Here is a 15813-nt window from a genome sequence, read left to right as displayed (position 1 = left end):
GGGGCAATGACACGGCCGACTATCGTGACAAGACCACGGCCGTGGTGGTGACGCTGAACGGCGCGACCGGGGTGACTGCCAGCATCGGTGGCGTGGCGGAGGATACGCTTCAGAACATCGAGAACATCTTTAGCGGAGCGGCAGCCGACACGCTGACCGGCGACGGACTGGCCAACCTGTTCCGGGGCGGGCTCGGCGCTGACACGCTCAATGGCGGGGTGGGGCTCGACACGGCCGACTATGGCGACAAGACGACGGCTGTCGTGGTGACGCTGAACGGGGCGATGGCGGTGAACGTCATCGTCGGCGGCGCCGCCGAGGACACTATTCAGAACATTGAGAACCTCATCGGCGGATCGTCCAACGACACGCTGACCGGCGACGGGCTCGCCAACATCCTGACTGGCGGGCTGGGCAACGACATTTTGCGCGGCGGCCTGGGCAATGATCGGCTCGACGGTGGCGTCGGAGTCGACACGGCCGACTATCGCGAGAAGGCGACGGCGGTGGTGGCGACGCTGAACGGGGCGACGGCGACAAACGTCACCGTCGGCGGCGTTCTGGAGGACACCATCCTTAATATCGAGAATGTCTATGGCGGCTTGGGCAGTGACACGCTGACCGGCGATGGGCTCGACAACTACCTTTACGGCTTTGGAGGCGACGACATCCTGCGCGGCGGGTTGGGCAAGGACCGCCTCGACGGCGTCGGGGGCAATGACACGGCCGACTATCGTGACAAGACCACGGCCGTGGTGGTGACGCTCCAGCATCGGTGGCGTGGCGGAGGATACGCTTCAGAACATCGAGAACATCTTTAGCGGAGCGGCAGCCGACACGCTGACCGGCGACGGACTGGCCAACGTTTTGGCTGGCGGGCTGGGCAACGACACCTTGGATGGCGGGCTGGGCCAGGATGCGTTCGTCTTCAACACGGCCCTGACCGGCACGAGCAACACCGACACGATCAGTGACTATGTCGTCCTCGACGATACGATCCGGCTAGAGAACGGCGTGTTCACCACGCTGATCAAGACGGGCGTGCTGGCGGAGAACGCATTTCAGGATCTCAGCTTGGGCGCAGCCGATACCAACGACCGAATCATCTATAACCGCACCACAGGCGCGCTGTTCTACGACGCCGACGGGTCGGCGTCGGGCGCATCGGCCATCCAATTCACAATCATCTCCAACAACGCTGTGCTTACTAACGCGGACTTCCTGGTGATCTGAAGGCGATGCCGCCGCGCAGGACGTAGAAGATGGTGTTCAGATTCTTTCGCATCGTCCAGACAGGCCGACGACCGCAGGAGGCCCGCTCCGGCATCAGCGGGGCGATCACGGCCCACTCGCCATCCGTCAGGTCAGTTTCGTAGCGCAGGTTGGCGCGGCTATGCTGCCGGCGAGTGGTCGGGATCCACATGGCACTTCCAGGTCAGGCTTCAGCACCCTATCTGGAATCAGCGCCATCCCGGCCACTCAACCCCTGCCGGACGTTATCGGACAGGCTCTAACACACGTTTGACATCAACAGCGTAACCATAGATGTGCGAGATCAAGACCTGGAAATTTGACTGCTTCAATCATGAGGCAGCGTTGAGCAAGGTCGCCTTCGGCAAGAAGGCCATATCGACCGGTTGTCGTTGCCTGTGTATGCCCCAATAGAAAGCCAAACTCCTCGTCACGATAGCCGGCACGCCGCAGCGCGTCGGCCATTCCATGCCGGAACGAATGGAAATTGACAGACCCATCGTCCTTCACTCCGATGCGCTTCAGATAGCGCGCATACCATCTTGAATAGTGGCCGGCGAGCGAACCGCGAGTGTCCGGCTTGATCTCTGGGAACAGGCGAGATCCGGTGCATTCGGCGTGTAAGCTCAGAAACCCTAAGCGCTCGAGCGTCGGGTGAACTGGGATGACGCGCATCGATCCCTTCGTTTTGATGACCTTCGAAGGGTCGCCCTCTGTGGTCACATGAATGATCCAGCGCCCACGATCCTGTCGCACGTCTGACGCGAGAAGTTGGGCGAGTTCACCCAAACGGGCGCCTGTAAATAATGCGAGGAGTGGAAGCCAATAGCGGTGATCGCGGACGTGAACGTTACCCGGCTTGTGAGGCTCATCTTCCGACTGCGATCCTACAAACAACGGCGAGGCAAAAATCTTGTTTAGCTGGTCAGGCGTGTAAGGATGAATTTTGCTCGGCCTCCGATCTTTACCAAGGTGCATCCCGTCAACGGGATTGGTTTCGAGATGGCCGTTCTGCATAAGCCATTGACAGAAGGCGCCAAGGGCCGATAGGTATTTGTTAATGGTCCGATCCGCGAGGGTCGGACGCTTCAGGCGGTCGTTCTCGATGACGATCTTTTTGAAGTGAAGGCCTCGGAACTCACGAACCTCAACGGCTTTGATAGGGAAACGCCCAAGGGCCTGTTTCCACTCACGTACCGCACGCTTGTCGATTGCCGAGGCCGGGAAGGTCGACCCGACGTGCTGCGCGAACCAAGCGACGATTTCCCGGTTCATGCGTAGCGTATCGGGCTTCACTCCCTTGGGGTTTTCTCGGGCAAATGCGTCGAACAACTCCATCACGCCCTCACCTGGGGCCGCAACCTTCGCCGTGGATGCCCGGTGAGCATTGAGGATCGGGTCGAGCGGCTTGCCGGTGAAGTCGCCTCGGTCCTGCTCCTCAGCACGTCTCAGCCCCTCGATCTCGACGCGCATGAGCCGATGTGCGAGATCGCGGAAAGCCGGGCTCTCCTCTTCGATCGCGTAGCCTTCCCGGTGAATGACCTCCCGAACTGCGTCGTTCACGAGCACCGTCTCGTTGACTGCGAGATGACGTTCAAGCTCGTGTCTACGCCGCGCTCGAAACTCTCTATCTAGACCAACTTGCCCGTCGAGTAGCATCGCGTCTGCAACGACGTTGATGAAACCGACCGGGCCTTCCTCTACATCGCCTGACTCGATCCGAGTTCGCGCCGCCTGCTTGGCTGCATCGATCTGATCCGCTGATGGAAGTCGCTGTCTGTGGTCGTGGTGGTTCTGGATCTCATTTTGATAGTGATCCCACGTCACCGAAGCGAGCTCGTCAGCGGTCGCTTCCCTCCGCCTGCGCAGGTTGGTGAACTCGGCGTGCCAACGGGCAAGTACCGCGCAGACCCGCGCTTTTGCCTCGCGCGCATCCTTGGTGCCAAGGGACTGCCACAGCTCGCGCTTGCCCATCACCTCCCGAAGGTCTTTCGGGACTGCAAGCCGTGCATAGTAGGAAGCTGAGCCAGAGCGGCGAGCAATGTTGGTCGCGATACACATAGACCGATCCAGGGCGTCACCGGGACGTATTGCCGTAACAGTTAGTCGTAACATGGCCACCGAAAAGATCAACTAGTTCAGTAGTTTGCTTATGAATCAATGGGTTGAGAAATGTAGCTGGGAATCCTGGCGCCCCAGCCAGTCCCAATACCGATTTCCTTCGACAAAGACCGGGCCCCGCACGGCCTGTCACGGGCGGTGGGTCGATCGCGTGACGTTCAGCGCGCTCGGCGGCACGGATGGCGTCCGTCTTCGGACGCCGCGCGCTCCGTCATTCGCCGGTCGCATCGCTCTCGCGGTGAATGGACCTTACGACGGTGCAAGTCTTCGCGCCTGTCGGGTCGGTTGAAGTCCGGGCGCCCTATGGTGCGATGCGGTGCCCTTAAACCTGAATTAACCAGCGTATCGATAGGTGTAGTGTCACGCTGGGGCGAACGTCATGCTGTCAAACTTCACGATTCGCGCGCGCCTCATCGGTGCGCTGGTGATGCTGTTCGCCCTGACCTCCGGACTGGGCGCATTCTCCTACGTCCGGCTCCAGGCCCTGAGCGTCGCCACCGACGAGATCGGCGGCAACGCGCTGCCGTCGACGCGGATTCTGGGGCGCCTCGCCACGAACTTCGAGACGCTGCGAAGCCGGCAGCTCGCCTATTTCGTCTCCAGCGACGAGCGCCGTCCGCAGTCCCTCGTGCGGTTGCAGGCGAGCAAGGCCGATATCGCCAAGGACCTGGCCGATTACGCCCCCCTGGTCAGCAAGGGCGAAGAGGCTCTGTGGAAGGCCGTCGCCACGACCGTCCCGGCCTATGCCGCGCTGGGCGAGGAGTTCCTGCAGCGTCTGCACGATGCCGACGTGAAGGGCGCGCGCGATCACCTGCTCGACGGCATGCTGCCGGCCCTCAACGCCGCCCGTGCCGCCTTGAAGGCCGAACTCGACTTCAACGAAACCTCCGCGAAGCAGGCCGCCGTCGTAGCCATCGCCCTCGGTGAGAGCGGTCGCTTCGGCATCGCCGTCGTCCTGGCCCTGGTCGCGGCGGTCACCGTGGCGATCGGCTGCATCGCCGTCACCACGATCTCGGTGCCCGTCCGGCGGATGGCCGGCGTGATGGAGACGGTGGCGCAGGGCGACACCACCGTCGGCGTCCCGCATGCGGGCGAGCGCAGCGAGATCGGCGCGATGGCCAGCGCCGTCGCGGTCTTCAAGGACAATCTCGTCCGGGCCCGCCGCATCGAGGCCGAGACGGCCGATGCCCGTCTGGCCGCCGAGGAGCAGCGCAAGGCCGGCATGCGCCAGATGGCGGACGATTTCGAGACCGCGGTCGGCGGTGTCATCGGCATGGTGTCGGCCTCGGCCACCGAGTTGCAGGCCACCGCCCGGACGATGACCGCCACGGCGACGGAGACGGCGACGCAATCGATCAGCGTCGCCACCGCCGCCGAGGAGGCGGCCACCAACGTCAGCACCGTCGCGGCCGCGGCCGAAGAGCTCGGTTCGTCGGTCCAGGAGATCGGACGGCAGGTCGACGGCTCGGCCGAACTGGCGCGCAAGGCGGTGTTCGAGGCCGACCGCACCGGTGCGCTGGTCCAGGAGCTGAGCGGGGCCGCGGCCCGCATCGGAGACGTCGTCGGGCTCATCTCGTCCATTGCCAGCCAGACCAACCTCCTGGCGCTCAACGCCACCATCGAGGCGGCCCGCGCGGGCGAGGCGGGGCGGGGCTTCGCGGTGGTCGCCGCCGAGGTCAAGGACCTGGCCGGCCAGACGACCCGGGCGACGGAGGAGATCTCCAGCCAGATCGCCCGCATCCAGACCTCGACGGGTCAGGCGGTCACGGCCATCGGCGTCATCACCGATCGCATCCAGGAAATCTCCGGGGTCGCCACCTCTATCGCGGCCGCCGTCGAGGAGCAGGGCGCAGCGACGCAGGAGATCGTGCGCAACGTGGCGCAGGCGTCGAGCGGCACCGGCGACGTCACGGCCAATATCGCCAGCGTGGCGGGGGCCGCCGAGGAGACGGGCGCGGCCGCGACCCAGGTGCTGGGCGCGGCCTCCGAGCTGTCGCGCCAGTCCGAGCACCTGTCGGCCGAGGTCACGCGTTTCCTCGCGACGGTGCGCGCGGCCTGACCGCATCCCAGGCGTTACCGGGCGAAGCCAGCAACGCTTACCCGCGTGAGGCGGGGAGGCGTGCCGCCGGGCGCGCGGCGAGCCGGCAGCGGCCGCCCGTGCCATGACGACGGCGTCCGATCCCGCCGGCTAGGTCCGGCCGGAGGTGGCTGCGGTTCTCGCCGCGATCCCGGTGAGGCGTCGGCGGGCGGGGCGCTCCTGCCCGCCCTCGCGCCCAAACGCGTCCACGGAGAAGGGCAGGGGTGTCCGGTCGAACCGTGGCTGTGGCGGTGCCGACACACCCCAAAAGCATCCCGACATCGCCTTGGGAGACGCCCTCATTCGCCGCGATCCCGCCATAAACCGGGACCACCTCAGCATCCGCGGTAAACGGCTTTTTCCCCAACGCGTTACCGCAGGATTTCGGGTCATTCGCCCAACGCGCCGAACCGGTCGCCCCATCGCCTCGCCGGCGGTGAGCGCGCCCGCATCCGCGAAGGGGACGATCCGGCGTCCATGCACAACGGACCGGGGGCGCGGGACAGGCGATGGACGTGCGGACCACAGACAAGTCGAAACTTCCGAGCCGTCACGTCACGGAGGGGCCCGAGCGGGCGCCGCACCGCTCGTATCTCTACGCCATGGGCCTCACCAAGGAGCAGATCCACCAGCCGTTGGTCGGCGTGGCCTCCTGCTGGAACGAGGCGGCGCCCTGCAACATCTCGCTGATGCGCCAGGCGCAGGCGGTGAAGAAGGGCGTCTCGGCCGCCAACGGCACCCCGCGCGAGTTCTGCACCATCACCGTCACCGACGGCATCGCCATGGGCCACGCCGGCATGCGCGCCTCGCTGCCCTCGCGCGAGGTCATCGCCGATTCCGTTGAGCTGACCATGCGCGGCCATGCCTACGACGCCCTCGTGGGCCTGGCCGGCTGCGACAAGTCCCTGCCCGGCATGATGATGGCCATGGTGCGCCTCAATGTGCCGTCGATCTTCATCTACGGCGGCTCGATCCTGCCCGGCTCGTTCCGCGGCAAGCCGGTCACCGTGCAGGACCTGTTCGAGGCGGTGGGCAAGCACGCCGTCGGCGACATGAGCCTCGAAGACCTCGACGAGCTGGAGCAGGTCGCCTGTCCCTCGGCCGGGGCCTGCGGCGCCCAGTTCACCGCCAACACCATGGCCACGGTCTCCGAGGCGATCGGCCTGGCGCTGCCCTATTCGGCCGGCGCGCCCGCCCCCTACGAGATCCGCGACAGATTCTGCATGACCGCGGGCGAGAAGGTGATGGAGCTCATCGCCAAGAACATCCGCCCGCGCGACATCGTCACGCGCAAGTCCCTGGAGAACGCCGCGGCCGCCGTGGCCGCCTCGGGCGGCTCCACCAACGCGGCGCTGCACCTGCCGGCGATCGCGCACGAGTGCGGCATCAAGTTCGACCTGTTCGACGTCGCCGAGATCTTCAAGCGCACGCCCTACATCGCCGACCTGAAGCCGGGCGGGCGCTATGTCGCCAAGGACATGTTCGAGGTCGGCGGCATCCCGCTCCTCATGAAGACGCTGCTCGACCACGGCTTCATGCACGGCGACTGCCTGACCGTTACCGGCCGCACCATGGCCGAGAACATGGAGCACGTGGCCTGGAACCCGGACCAGGACGTGGTCCGCCCGGCCAACGCCCCCATCACCGTCACCGGTGGCGTCGTGGGCCTGCGCGGCAACCTCGCTCCCGAAGGCGCCATCGTGAAGGTCGCCGGCATGGGCCCCGACAAGCAGGTGTTCACCGGCCCGGCCCGGGTGTTCGACGGCGAGGAAGCCTGCTTCGAGGCGGTCCAGAAGCGCACCTACAAGGAGGGCGAGGTTCTCGTCATCCGCTACGAGGGCCCGAAGGGCGGCCCGGGCATGCGCGAGATGCTGTCGACCACCGCCGCCCTCTACGGCCAGGGCATGGGCGACAAGGTCGCGCTCATCACCGACGGACGCTTCTCGGGCGCCACCCGTGGCTTCTGCGTCGGCCACGTCGGGCCGGAAGCCGCCATCGGCGGGCCGATCGGCCTGATCCGCGACGGCGACGTCATCACGCTCGACGCGATCAAGGGCACCCTCGACGTCGCCCTGTCGGACGACGAGATGGCGGCGCGCCGGGCCGCCTGGACGCCGCGGACCAACTCCGCGACCTCGGGCTATCTCTGGAAGTACATGCAGACCGTCGGGCCTGCGGTGGACGGCGCGGTGACCCATCCGGGCGGCGCCGAGGAGATTCAAGCCTATGCGGATGTCTAGGACTGACCTCAGCCGGCCCGTGCGGCCGGCCGGGGCCGATCCCGGCCGGCCCGCGGTTTCCGCTCGGCTGCGCCTCGCCCTGGCGGCGGCCGCGGTCGTGGCCGGGACACTGCTGCCCGGCATCCCGCCGAGCCAGGCCCTCGATGCCGCCGCCCGCACGCCCGTGCCGGCCGGGAACTATCGCACCGCCCGCGAGGCCCTGCGCTCGGGCGTGCGCGACTACAACGCCGGCGACAAGGAGGGCGCGGCGCGCGCCCTCGAATACGCCGCCGGCCAGGGCCACGCCCTCGCGTTGTGGAAGCTCGGCCGCATGTACGCCGAGGGCGACGGCGTGCCCCACGACGACCTCAAGGCCTTCGAGTTCTTCTCCCGGATCGCCGACGACACCACCGACGACGGCCCCGACGCCCAGAACTCGGGCGTGGTGGCCAGCGCCTTCACGGCGCTCGGCGCCTATTTCCTCGACGGGATCAAGGGCACCTACGTGCGCCCCAACCCCGAGCGCGCCTACGACATGTTCAATTACGCGGCCTCGTACTTCGGCGACCCGAACGCGCAGTACAACCTCGCGCGGCTCTACCTCGACGGCACCGGCGTCGAATCCGATCCGCGCCAGGCCGCGCGCTGGTTCAACCTCGCTGCGGAGAAGGGGCATGCCCCGGCCCAGGCGCTGCTCGGCCAACTGCTCATCAACGGCCAGGGCGTGCCGGTCCAGCGCTCGCGCGGCCTGATGTGGCTGTCGCTCGCCCGTGAAGCCGCTCAGGGCCGCAAGGACGACTGGATCGTCGCCCTCTACGACAAGGCCTGGACCCAGGCCAGCGAGACCGACCGCGCCGAGGCGCAGACACAGGTGCAGACCCAGGTGACGGGATCGGCCAAGCGGCGGCGTTGAATGCAGGTCGTCGCTGAGCGCAGCCTTCCGGCCTTCCAGGACAAGCACCCACGGAGAGAATCCGCGTGGCGTGCCCTGTTTCATTGCGCGCTGAGCGACCACAGCGCCTGACCTCGGACCAGATCCGTACGATCAGCGACGCCTAGCCATTGGCGATGGCCCTGCTGATCAAGCCGTACCATCTGGAACACGACGCGGCCTGATCAGCGCGGGATACGAACCGCCAAGCGATGCCGCGGTCAGCCGCCGGTGGAGGCCGACACCGCCTTCACGAACGACGGCCGCTCCAGCGTCGCCGCCACATAGGCCGCGAGCTTGGGCCAGCGGCCCGCATCGACCTCCTCGCCGGCGAGCTTCAGGTTGTGGAAGCCGGTGACGATGGAGATGTCGGCGATCGAGAAGGCGTCGCCCACGAGGTAGGGGCCGTCGACCTGGGTCTCGAGGTAGTCGTAGAGCTTGGGCAGGTCCACGGTGAGGGCCTTGTCGATCGCCGCGTCGTCGCAGGGCTGGCCCATCATCTTGGGCTTCACCACTCGGTTGAAGAACGGCGTGATCAGCACGGGAAACAGCTCGGTGTCGCCGAACTTGTCGAACCAGATCGCGCGGCCGCGCGCCTTGGCCTCGGTGGGCAGCAGGGCCGGCGTCGGGTGGTTGGCCTCGATGTAGAACAGGATCGCGGAGGAATCGGCGAGCTTGAAGCCGCCGTCGTCGATCGCCGGGATCTTGCCCAGCGGGCTCGCCGACTGGAACGCCGCGTCGGGGGAATGGAAGAAGCAGGGGTTGTGTTCGGCCTCGACACCCTTTTCGGCCAGGGCGACGAGGATCTTGCGGACGTAGGGAGACAGGCTGGTGCCGTAGAGGATCATGCGGAAGCGTTCCTGAGGTGGGTAGAAGCGACCGGGCCCGGGAGGGGCGCGGGGCGCGGCCGTCGCGCTCCATATGGGTCCGGGTTCAGCGATCGGCGAGGTCCACCGTCACCGGCACGTGGTCGGAGGGCTTCTCGAGGCCGCGCTGGGATTTGTCCACGGATGCCGAGACCAGCCGGTCTGCGGCCTGGGGCGAGAGCAGCAGGTGGTCGATGCGGATGCCGGCGTTCCGTTGCCAGCAGCCGGCCTGGTAGTCCCAGAAGGTGTAGAGGCCGCTGCTCCCGTCGCAGGCCCGCAGCGCCTCGGTGAACCCTTCCGCCAACAGCGCGCGGAACGCGGCGCGGGTCGGAGGCAGGAACAGCGCGTCGGCGACCCAGGCCTCGGGGTTGGCGGCATCCTCCGGCTCGGGAATGACGTTGTAGTCGCCCGCCAGAACCAGCGCCTCCTCGGCTTCCAGCAGCCGGCGGGCATGGGCGCGCAGGCGGCCCATGAAGGCGAGCTTGTAGTCGTACTTCGGTCCCGGCGCCGTGTTGCCGTTGGGGAGGTAGATCGAGGCCACCCGTACCGGCGCCAGATCATCGCCGGAGATCAGCGCCTCGATGTAGCGGGCCTGCTCGTCGGCCTCGTCGCCCGGCAGGCCGCGGCGGATCTCGCTCATGGCCAGCGGCGCGCGCACCAGCAGCGCGACGCCGTTGTAGGCCTTCTGGCCCAGGGTCTCGACGGAATACCCCGCCGCCACGATCTCGTCGCGCGGGAAGGCCACGTCCTGGCATTTCAGCTCCTGCAGGCAGACCACGTCGGGCTTGGCCTGCGTGAGGAAGGCCGTGAGATGCCCGACCCGCTGCTTGATCGAATTGACGTTCCAGGTGGCGATCCGCATGGGCTCTGATCTGGCTGGCGAGAGGAGGGGCGGCCCGTCATCGGGCCTTCGCAGGCCGCTGGCAAGGCGAGCCGTGGCCCTCGCGCCGCCGCAACCGGGAGCCGCGTGGTGACCGAGACCTGGTTCGTCCCCATCCGGGCCTATTGCGAGCGCGGCGATGCGTCGTTCTGGGCCGAGCCGCTCAATGCCGTCTCGAACGGAGCCTTCCTGCTCGCCGCCGTCGCCTTGCTCCGGCGCGAGCGGCGGGCCGCGGCCGCCGATCCGGCCGCCCTGGCCCTGGCCGGCCTGATCGCCGTCGTCGGCCTCGGCTCGTTCCTGTTCCACACCGTCGCGGTACGCTGGTCGCTCTTTGCCGACGTCGTCCCGATCGCGCTGTTCATCTACGCCTACTTCCTGCTGGCGATGCGCCGTTTCCTCGGGCTGGGCAGCGCGGCGGCCATCCTCGTCACGCTGTCGTTCGCCGGCTTCAACATCGGTCTGGAGCCGGCTCTCGACGCGATCGCCGGGCCTTCGCTCGGTCTGCGGACGAACGGCTCGCTGTCGTACCTGCCGGCGGTGCTCGCCCTGGTGGGCGTCGCCGCGGCCCTGCGCCTGACGAAAGGACAGGAGGCGTCGGCGCGACGGTCCTCTTCGGCGCTCATCGGCCTCGCGGCGCTGTTCGCCCTCTCGCTCACCCTGCGCACCGTCGATACGGCGCTCTGCCAAAGCCTGCCGACGGGCACGCATTTCCTCTGGCATCTCCTCAACGCCGGGGTGCTCTACGGCCTCGTGGCGACGGCCTCGCGCCATCGCGCCCGCTGACGGCGGTCTCGGACAACGACGGTCTCGGACAACGACGGTCTCGGACGACGACGGTCGTCGGGTCAGACCGCCGTGCCGACGAGGCGGCCGATACCCGCCGTCACCGCCATGGCGAGGGCACCCCAGAACGCCACGCGCAGGGTGGCGCGCACAACCCCGGCCCCGCCCGCCCTGGCGCCGAGTGCCCCGAGCCCGGCCAGGAACACCAGCGACGCGCCCGAGACCAGGTAGACGACGAGGTGGGCCGGAGACGCCCAGGCGACCGCGAGCGGCAGGGCCGCGCCGGCCGAGAACGTTGCGGCCGAGGTCAGCGCCGCCTGGATCGGCCGTGCGGTGGTGAATTCGGAGATGCCGAGTTCGTCGCGGGCGTGGGCGCCCAGCGCGTCCTTGGCCATCAGCTGGTCGGCCACCCGCCGGGCGAGGTCGTGGTCGAGGCCGCGCGCCACGTAGATCCCGGCCAGCTCCTCGCGTTCGGCGGCAGGATCCTGCAGCAGTTCGGCGCGTTCGCGGGCCAGGTCCGCCCGCTCGGTATCCGCCTGCGAACTGACGGAGACGTATTCGCCGGCCGCCATCGACATGGCACCGGCCACGAGCCCGGCGCAGCCCGCCACCAGGATCTCGCTCGATGCCGCCGCCGAGGCGGCGACGCCGACGATCAGGCTCGCCGTCGACACGAGGCCGTCGTTGGCGCCGAGCACGGCCGCCCGGAGCCAACCGATCCGGTCGATGAGGTGGCTTTCGCCATGGGAACCGGCAGGCGGCATCGTTGATCCCTGACGAACGTCGCGCCGGGAGCGACGCGCCAGCGGCCTGCCCGATCGTGTCTCAGGCGGCGGAGGTTGCGGTCTCTCCCGACGCCGGAGTGTGGGTTCCCCGCGGCCTCAGCCGCGCCGCCGGATCGGGGAGGGCACCGGATCGCGGTGCTGGAGCAGATATTCCAGGCGTTCGTTCCAGGGCCGCCGCTGCTCGGCGGGAAGCGTGTCGAGATCACGCTTGGTCGACAGGAGGTCGAGGATCATCAGGACGATCCAGGGTCCGCCGATCCCGAGGAAGAATGCCATCCGCCCACCTCCATGCGCGACCTTGAGCGTCGCCTCGCGGCATTATGGCATGGGGTCTTTCGGCCGGAAAGCGTCGTGTCGTCTCATCGCTCGCGCCGCCACAGACCGGCCCGCTCGGAGCGGGCCTGCTCCTCCGCGGCGAGGAGGTCGGCCGGCGCATCCTCGCCCGCCCGTCCGCCGCCCGCCGCCAGGATCAGCGAGGCGAGGTCGTCGCCGTCGATCTGGCAGCGGACCGTGCCGGGCGTCCCCGCCGCCGGCTCGGGAGGAGCGGCGCAGGTGACCTCGCGGCGACGCAGGTAGCGGGCGAGCTGGCGGGCGAGGGCGCCGCCCTCGCCCTCGACGCCCAGGAGCCGCACGACGCGGCCGCGGAAGGCCAGCGTGCCGGTGTCGATCACCTCGGGCACGCCGCGCAGGTCGGCGCTCGCCGGCGTCGACGGCGGGGCGGCGGCGGGAGCCGGCTGCGCCCGGGCGGCGGAGGGGCGCTTACGGGCCTTGGCCATCTGCGCGGAAGCCCGTTCGACGAAGTCGCGGAAGATGGCGGCCGGCAGGTCGCCGCCGCTGACCTTGTTCATCGACGTGTTGTCGTCGTTGCCGACCCAGACTCCCACCACGAGGTCCGGGGTGAGCCCGACGAACCAGGCATCGCGGTAGTCCTGGGTCGTGCCGGTCTTGCCGCCGACGGGAATGTTGGCGACGCGGGCCGCCTTGCCGGTGCCCCCGTCGACCACCGCCTGGAGCGAATCGAGCATCATCGTCCGGCTCTCGCCGGGCAGCGGCACGCCGGCCTTCGGCTCGGGCCGCAGGTAGAGCGGCTGGGGGGTGCCGCCGCGGATCGCGTGGACCCCGAAGCTCTCGAGCCCGGTGCGGTTGGCGAGCACGCCGGTGTAGGCGCGGGTCATCTCCAGAAGCGTCACCTCGGCCGAGCCGAGGGCGAGGCTCGGCAGGTTGGGCAGGTCGGATTGGACGCCGAGCTGGCGGGCGGTCTCGATCACCGCCGGGATGCCGACCTCGTCGGCGATCTGGGCGGCGATGGTGTTGATGGAGAGGGCGAAGGCGCTGCGCAGCGGCACCGCCCCGCGAAAACGGTTGTTGGAGTTCTGCGGCTCCCATTCGCCGATCTGGATCGGCCGATCCACCAGCACGGTTTCCGGCGTGTAGCCCTTCTCGTAGGCGGTGAGGTAGACGAACAGCTTGAACAGCGATCCCGGCTGGCGCTTGGCCTGCGTCGCCCGGTTGAACTGACTCTCCTCGTAGTCGCGGCCGCCGACCATGGCGAGGATGGCGCCGTCCTTCGACATCACCACCATCGCCGCCTGGGAGGCCTTCTTCTTGACCCCCTCCGCATCGAGGCGGCGGGCGACGATGCCCTCGGCCAGGCTCTGCAGGTCGAGGTTCAGGGTGGTGCGCACCGTGACGTCGCCGGTGGTGTCGGCGAGGCGCTTGGCATCGGCGGCCACCACGTCGAGAAAGAAGTTGGTGCCCGGCGGCGTCTCGGGCGGCGTGCGCAGGGTGATGGTCTCGGCCCGCGCCTTGTCGGCCTCCGCCGTGGTGATGGCGCCGGTCTCGACCATGGTCTGGAGGACGACGTCGGCGCGCTCCTTGGCGCCGCCGAAGTTCCGGGTCGGCGAGAGCTGCGAGGGCGCGCGCACGAGGCCGGCGAGCATCGCCGATTCCGGCAGGGTCAGGGTCTTGGCCGGCTTGCCGAAGTAGCGCCGTGCCGCCGCATCGACGCCGTAGGCGCCGGCACCGAAATAGGCGGTGTTGAGGTAGCCGAGCAGGATCTCCTGCTTGGTCATCTGGCTCTCGGCGCGCAGGGCCAGGATGGCCTCCTGCAGCTTGCGCCGCAGGGTCTTCTCCTGCGTCAGCGAGGTCAGGCGGACGTACTGCTGGGTGATGGTGGAGGCGCCCTCGCGCACGCCGCCGCTCGACAGGTTGCGCCAGATCGCCCGGGCGAGGCCGCGCGGGTCCACCCCCCAGTGGGAATAGAACCGCCTGTCCTCGATCGCGATGATCGCCTGGGCGAGGTGGGGCGGCAGGTCGGCGGCCACCAGCTTCTGGCCCTGGAACACCCCGCGCGTGGCGAAGACCCGGCCGTCGTCGGCCTCCACCGTGATCGCCCGGCGCTCGTTCTCCGTCACGACGCCGCCCAGCGGCGGCAGCGTCGCCAGGATCCACAGGAGGTAGCCGGCGATCGCGAAGGCCGTGACGGCGCAGGCCATCCCGACGGCGAAGGGTACCTGCCGGCGGCGGCCCGTGGCGGGAGGTGGCGCGGACCCGGTGCCCGATCGTGGCGTCGGCACGTCCGCCGGGGCCGGCTTGGTGCGCAGCCGCGCGGCCAGGGTGGCGCCTGCCGCCGCGCTGCCGGCCGCCAGGCGGCCCATCACGCTGCGCCCGCGCCGGCCGCCTGAGCGCGCCGCGCCGGCGGCGAGGATGCCGAGCTGACGGGCGAGGACGCGTGCGGCCGCCACCGCTTCCCCGGCCGCCGCCCGTGGATCGGGCTCCGTGGCGCCCGGCTGCGTCGCGGCAGGCGAGGGCGTCGTGCGCGAAGGCTCGGCCGGGGCCGATGCCGCCATGGCCGCCATGTCGGGCGCGGGTTTCGGCTCGGGGCCGGGGGCCTGCCTGGCGGAGGCGGGCGTGTCCTGGACCGTCGTCGGACCCTTGCGGTCGGCGTCGTCGGGCGGGGTCGAGGTCATCCGGTTCGTGTGTCCTGACCGCTTGATGTACCCCGGCCGACCAGGGAAGGGGACGATGGCGACCGTGAAGTCACGGTCGTGGCGCGGCAGTCTTAGCCGCCCGGCGCCGGGCGAGGCTAGGCCGTGGAGGACGCCGGGACAGGTTTTCGCGTCGGACGCCGATGCCGTGGTGCCGCGTGCATCTTCGGTGTCGTCTTGACCGCGATCCGCAAACCCCGCTTGTTCGCGGCCGAGTCCTGCCCCAACAATCGGGAACCACCGCCATGACCGCTTCGGACACGCCCCTCAAGACGCTGCGCGATGTCTCCGGCCTCAGTCCCGCGCCGGCCGCCCTGTCCGGCTCCGCCCTCGTGATGATCGACCTGCAGAACACCTATCGCGAGGGCGTGATGCGGTTGGAGGGCGTCGAGCCCGCGTTGCTGGAGGCCCAAAGCCTGCTCGCCCGCGCCCGCGCCGCCGGCATTCCCGTGTTCCACGTCCAGCACGATGCCGGGCCGGGCTCGCCCTACGACGTCACCGCGCCGATCGGCGCGATCAGCCCCGAGGTCGCACCGCAGGGCGACGAGCCGGTGATCGTGAAGACTTTTCCGAACGCCTTCGTCGGCACCGACCTCCAGGCGCGGCTGGAGGCGGCGGGCGTCAAATCGGTGATCCTGGCCGGGTTTATGACGCACATGTGCATCAACTCGACGGCGCGCGGCGCCTTCAACCTCGGGTTCAGCCCGACCGTGGTCGCCTCCGCCACCGCCACCCGCGCCCTTCCCGGGCTCGACGGCGGCATCGTGCCGGCCGCGGCCCTGCAGGCGGCGAGCCTGGCGACCCTGGGCGACCTGTTCGCCGTCATCGCCCCGACGGTGGCCGAGATCGGCGCCTGACGTTTCACGGGAACGGGTGACCGGACCCGGCGGTTCGGCTCCTGAACACGGGAACC

13 protein-coding genes and 1 pseudogene are annotated in these 15813 nt (G+C 68.9%); 7 read left to right on the top strand and 7 right to left on the bottom strand.

What is annotated here, in order from left to right; translation table 11 throughout:
• On the top strand, positions 1-821 hold an 821-nt coding region (locus tag ASG59_RS20805; RefSeq protein ID WP_162245457.1), incomplete at its 5' end, for a calcium-binding protein.
• Positions 781-1233 carry a calcium-binding protein gene (locus tag ASG59_RS13770; protein WP_156399237.1) on the top strand — a complete coding sequence of 151 codons (453 nt, stop codon included), beginning with the start codon at positions 781-783 and terminating at the stop codon, positions 1231-1233. The genes ASG59_RS20805 and ASG59_RS13770, both read left to right, overlap by 41 nt.
• Before the next feature lies 1 nt (position 1234).
• On the opposite strand, the pseudogene ASG59_RS20025 reads toward ASG59_RS13770, so the two are convergent.
• A pseudogene (locus ASG59_RS20025) lies at positions 1235-1423 on the bottom strand (transposase); the annotation flags it as partial.
• Between the two features lie 104 nt (positions 1424-1527).
• Complete coding sequence (locus ASG59_RS20020; protein ID WP_347379713.1) at positions 1528-3312, bottom strand: site-specific integrase; 1785 nt, start codon at positions 3310-3312, stop codon at positions 1528-1530.
• 439 nt (positions 3313-3751) lie between these two features.
• Between ASG59_RS20020 and ASG59_RS13760 the strand changes: the two genes are divergently transcribed.
• The 3 genes from ASG59_RS13760 to ASG59_RS13750 all read left to right on the top strand — a co-directional run bounded on the left by ASG59_RS13760 (position 3752) and on the right by ASG59_RS13750 (position 8581).
• A complete protein-coding gene (locus ASG59_RS13760; RefSeq protein ID WP_056409359.1) occupies positions 3752-5431 on the top strand; it encodes a methyl-accepting chemotaxis protein in 1680 nt (559 codons plus the stop codon).
• A gap of 527 nt (positions 5432-5958) precedes the next feature.
• Entirely contained in the window at positions 5959-7689 is a 1731-nt protein-coding gene (gene ilvD / locus ASG59_RS13755; RefSeq protein WP_055887580.1) for a dihydroxy-acid dehydratase, read from the top strand.
• Positions 7676-8581, top strand: coding sequence for a tetratricopeptide repeat protein (locus tag ASG59_RS13750; protein ID WP_055887584.1), 906 nt, complete (start codon positions 7676-7678; stop codon positions 8579-8581). The genes ilvD and ASG59_RS13750 overlap by 14 nt, the downstream gene beginning before the upstream one ends.
• Before the next feature lie 239 nt (positions 8582-8820).
• Here ASG59_RS13750 and ASG59_RS13745 read toward each other — a convergent pair whose 3' ends face one another.
• Both ASG59_RS13745 and xth read right to left on the bottom strand, forming a co-directional pair.
• Complete coding sequence (locus ASG59_RS13745) at positions 8821-9447, bottom strand: glutathione S-transferase family protein (RefSeq protein ID WP_056409356.1); 627 nt, start codon at positions 9445-9447, stop codon at positions 8821-8823.
• Between the two features lie 85 nt (positions 9448-9532).
• On the bottom strand, positions 9533-10327 hold the full coding sequence (gene xth, locus ASG59_RS13740; RefSeq protein ID WP_056409354.1) for an exodeoxyribonuclease III: 795 nt from the start codon (positions 10325-10327) through the stop codon (positions 9533-9535).
• A gap of 108 nt (positions 10328-10435) precedes the next feature.
• Between xth and ASG59_RS13735 the strand changes: the two genes are divergently transcribed.
• A complete protein-coding gene (locus ASG59_RS13735; protein ID WP_056409412.1) occupies positions 10436-11128 on the top strand; it encodes a ceramidase domain-containing protein in 693 nt (230 codons plus the stop codon).
• Positions 11129-11190: 62 nt separating this feature from the next.
• Here the strand turns inward: ASG59_RS13735 and ASG59_RS13730 are convergent, their stop codons facing one another.
• From ASG59_RS13730 to ASG59_RS13720, 3 genes are all read right to left on the bottom strand, one after another.
• Positions 11191-11892 carry a VIT family protein gene (locus tag ASG59_RS13730; RefSeq protein ID WP_056409353.1) on the bottom strand — a complete coding sequence of 234 codons (702 nt, stop codon included), beginning with the start codon at positions 11890-11892 and terminating at the stop codon, positions 11191-11193.
• A 117-nt stretch (positions 11893-12009) separates the two neighbouring features.
• Positions 12010-12189, bottom strand: a complete 180-nt coding sequence (locus ASG59_RS13725) for a hypothetical protein (RefSeq protein ID WP_055887606.1) — start codon at positions 12187-12189, stop codon at positions 12010-12012.
• A gap of 83 nt (positions 12190-12272) precedes the next feature.
• Complete coding sequence (locus ASG59_RS13720; RefSeq protein ID WP_244475707.1) at positions 12273-14882, bottom strand: PBP1A family penicillin-binding protein; 2610 nt, start codon at positions 14880-14882, stop codon at positions 12273-12275.
• A gap of 263 nt (positions 14883-15145) precedes the next feature.
• Between ASG59_RS13720 and ASG59_RS13715 the strand changes: the two genes are divergently transcribed.
• The gene (locus ASG59_RS13715) at positions 15146-15757 is read left to right on the top strand and encodes a cysteine hydrolase family protein (protein WP_056282984.1); all 612 of its coding nucleotides are present in this window, start codon (positions 15146-15148) and stop codon (positions 15755-15757) included.
• Positions 15758-15813 lie beyond the last annotated feature (56 nt).

Origin of the sequence: Methylobacterium sp. Leaf466, assembly GCF_001425565.1 — a bacterium.
Taxonomy (GTDB): Bacteria; Pseudomonadota; Alphaproteobacteria; order Rhizobiales; family Beijerinckiaceae; genus Methylobacterium.
Note: the sequence above shows the minus strand (reverse complement) of the source record. Positions and strands in the feature narration are given on the sequence as shown.

Excerpts from the sequence above, each read along its gene's own strand:
- ASG59_RS13745 (WP_056409356.1), bottom strand. The coding sequence starts at position 9,447 with ATGATCCTCTACGGCACCAGCCTGTCTCCCTACGTCCGCAAGATCCTC.
- ASG59_RS13750 (WP_055887584.1), top strand. The coding sequence starts at position 7,676 with ATGCGGATGTCTAGGACTGACCTCAGCCGGCCCGTGCGGCCGGCCGGG.
- ASG59_RS13725 (WP_055887606.1), bottom strand. The coding sequence starts at position 12,189 with ATGGCATTCTTCCTCGGGATCGGCGGACCCTGGATCGTCCTGATGATC.
- ASG59_RS13760 (WP_056409359.1), top strand. The coding sequence starts at position 3,752 with ATGCTGTCAAACTTCACGATTCGCGCGCGCCTCATCGGTGCGCTGGTG.
- ASG59_RS13730 (WP_056409353.1), bottom strand. The coding sequence starts at position 11,892 with ATGCCGCCTGCCGGTTCCCATGGCGAAAGCCACCTCATCGACCGGATC.
- ASG59_RS20020 (WP_347379713.1), bottom strand. The coding sequence starts at position 3,312 with ATGTGTATCGCGACCAACATTGCTCGCCGCTCTGGCTCAGCTTCCTAC.
- ASG59_RS13715 (WP_056282984.1), top strand. The coding sequence starts at position 15,146 with ATGACCGCTTCGGACACGCCCCTCAAGACGCTGCGCGATGTCTCCGGC.
- ilvD (WP_055887580.1), top strand. The coding sequence starts at position 5,959 with ATGGACGTGCGGACCACAGACAAGTCGAAACTTCCGAGCCGTCACGTC.
- ASG59_RS13720 (WP_244475707.1), bottom strand. The coding sequence starts at position 14,882 with ATGACCTCGACCCCGCCCGACGACGCCGACCGCAAGGGTCCGACGACG.
- xth (WP_056409354.1), bottom strand. The coding sequence starts at position 10,327 with ATGCGGATCGCCACCTGGAACGTCAATTCGATCAAGCAGCGGGTCGGG.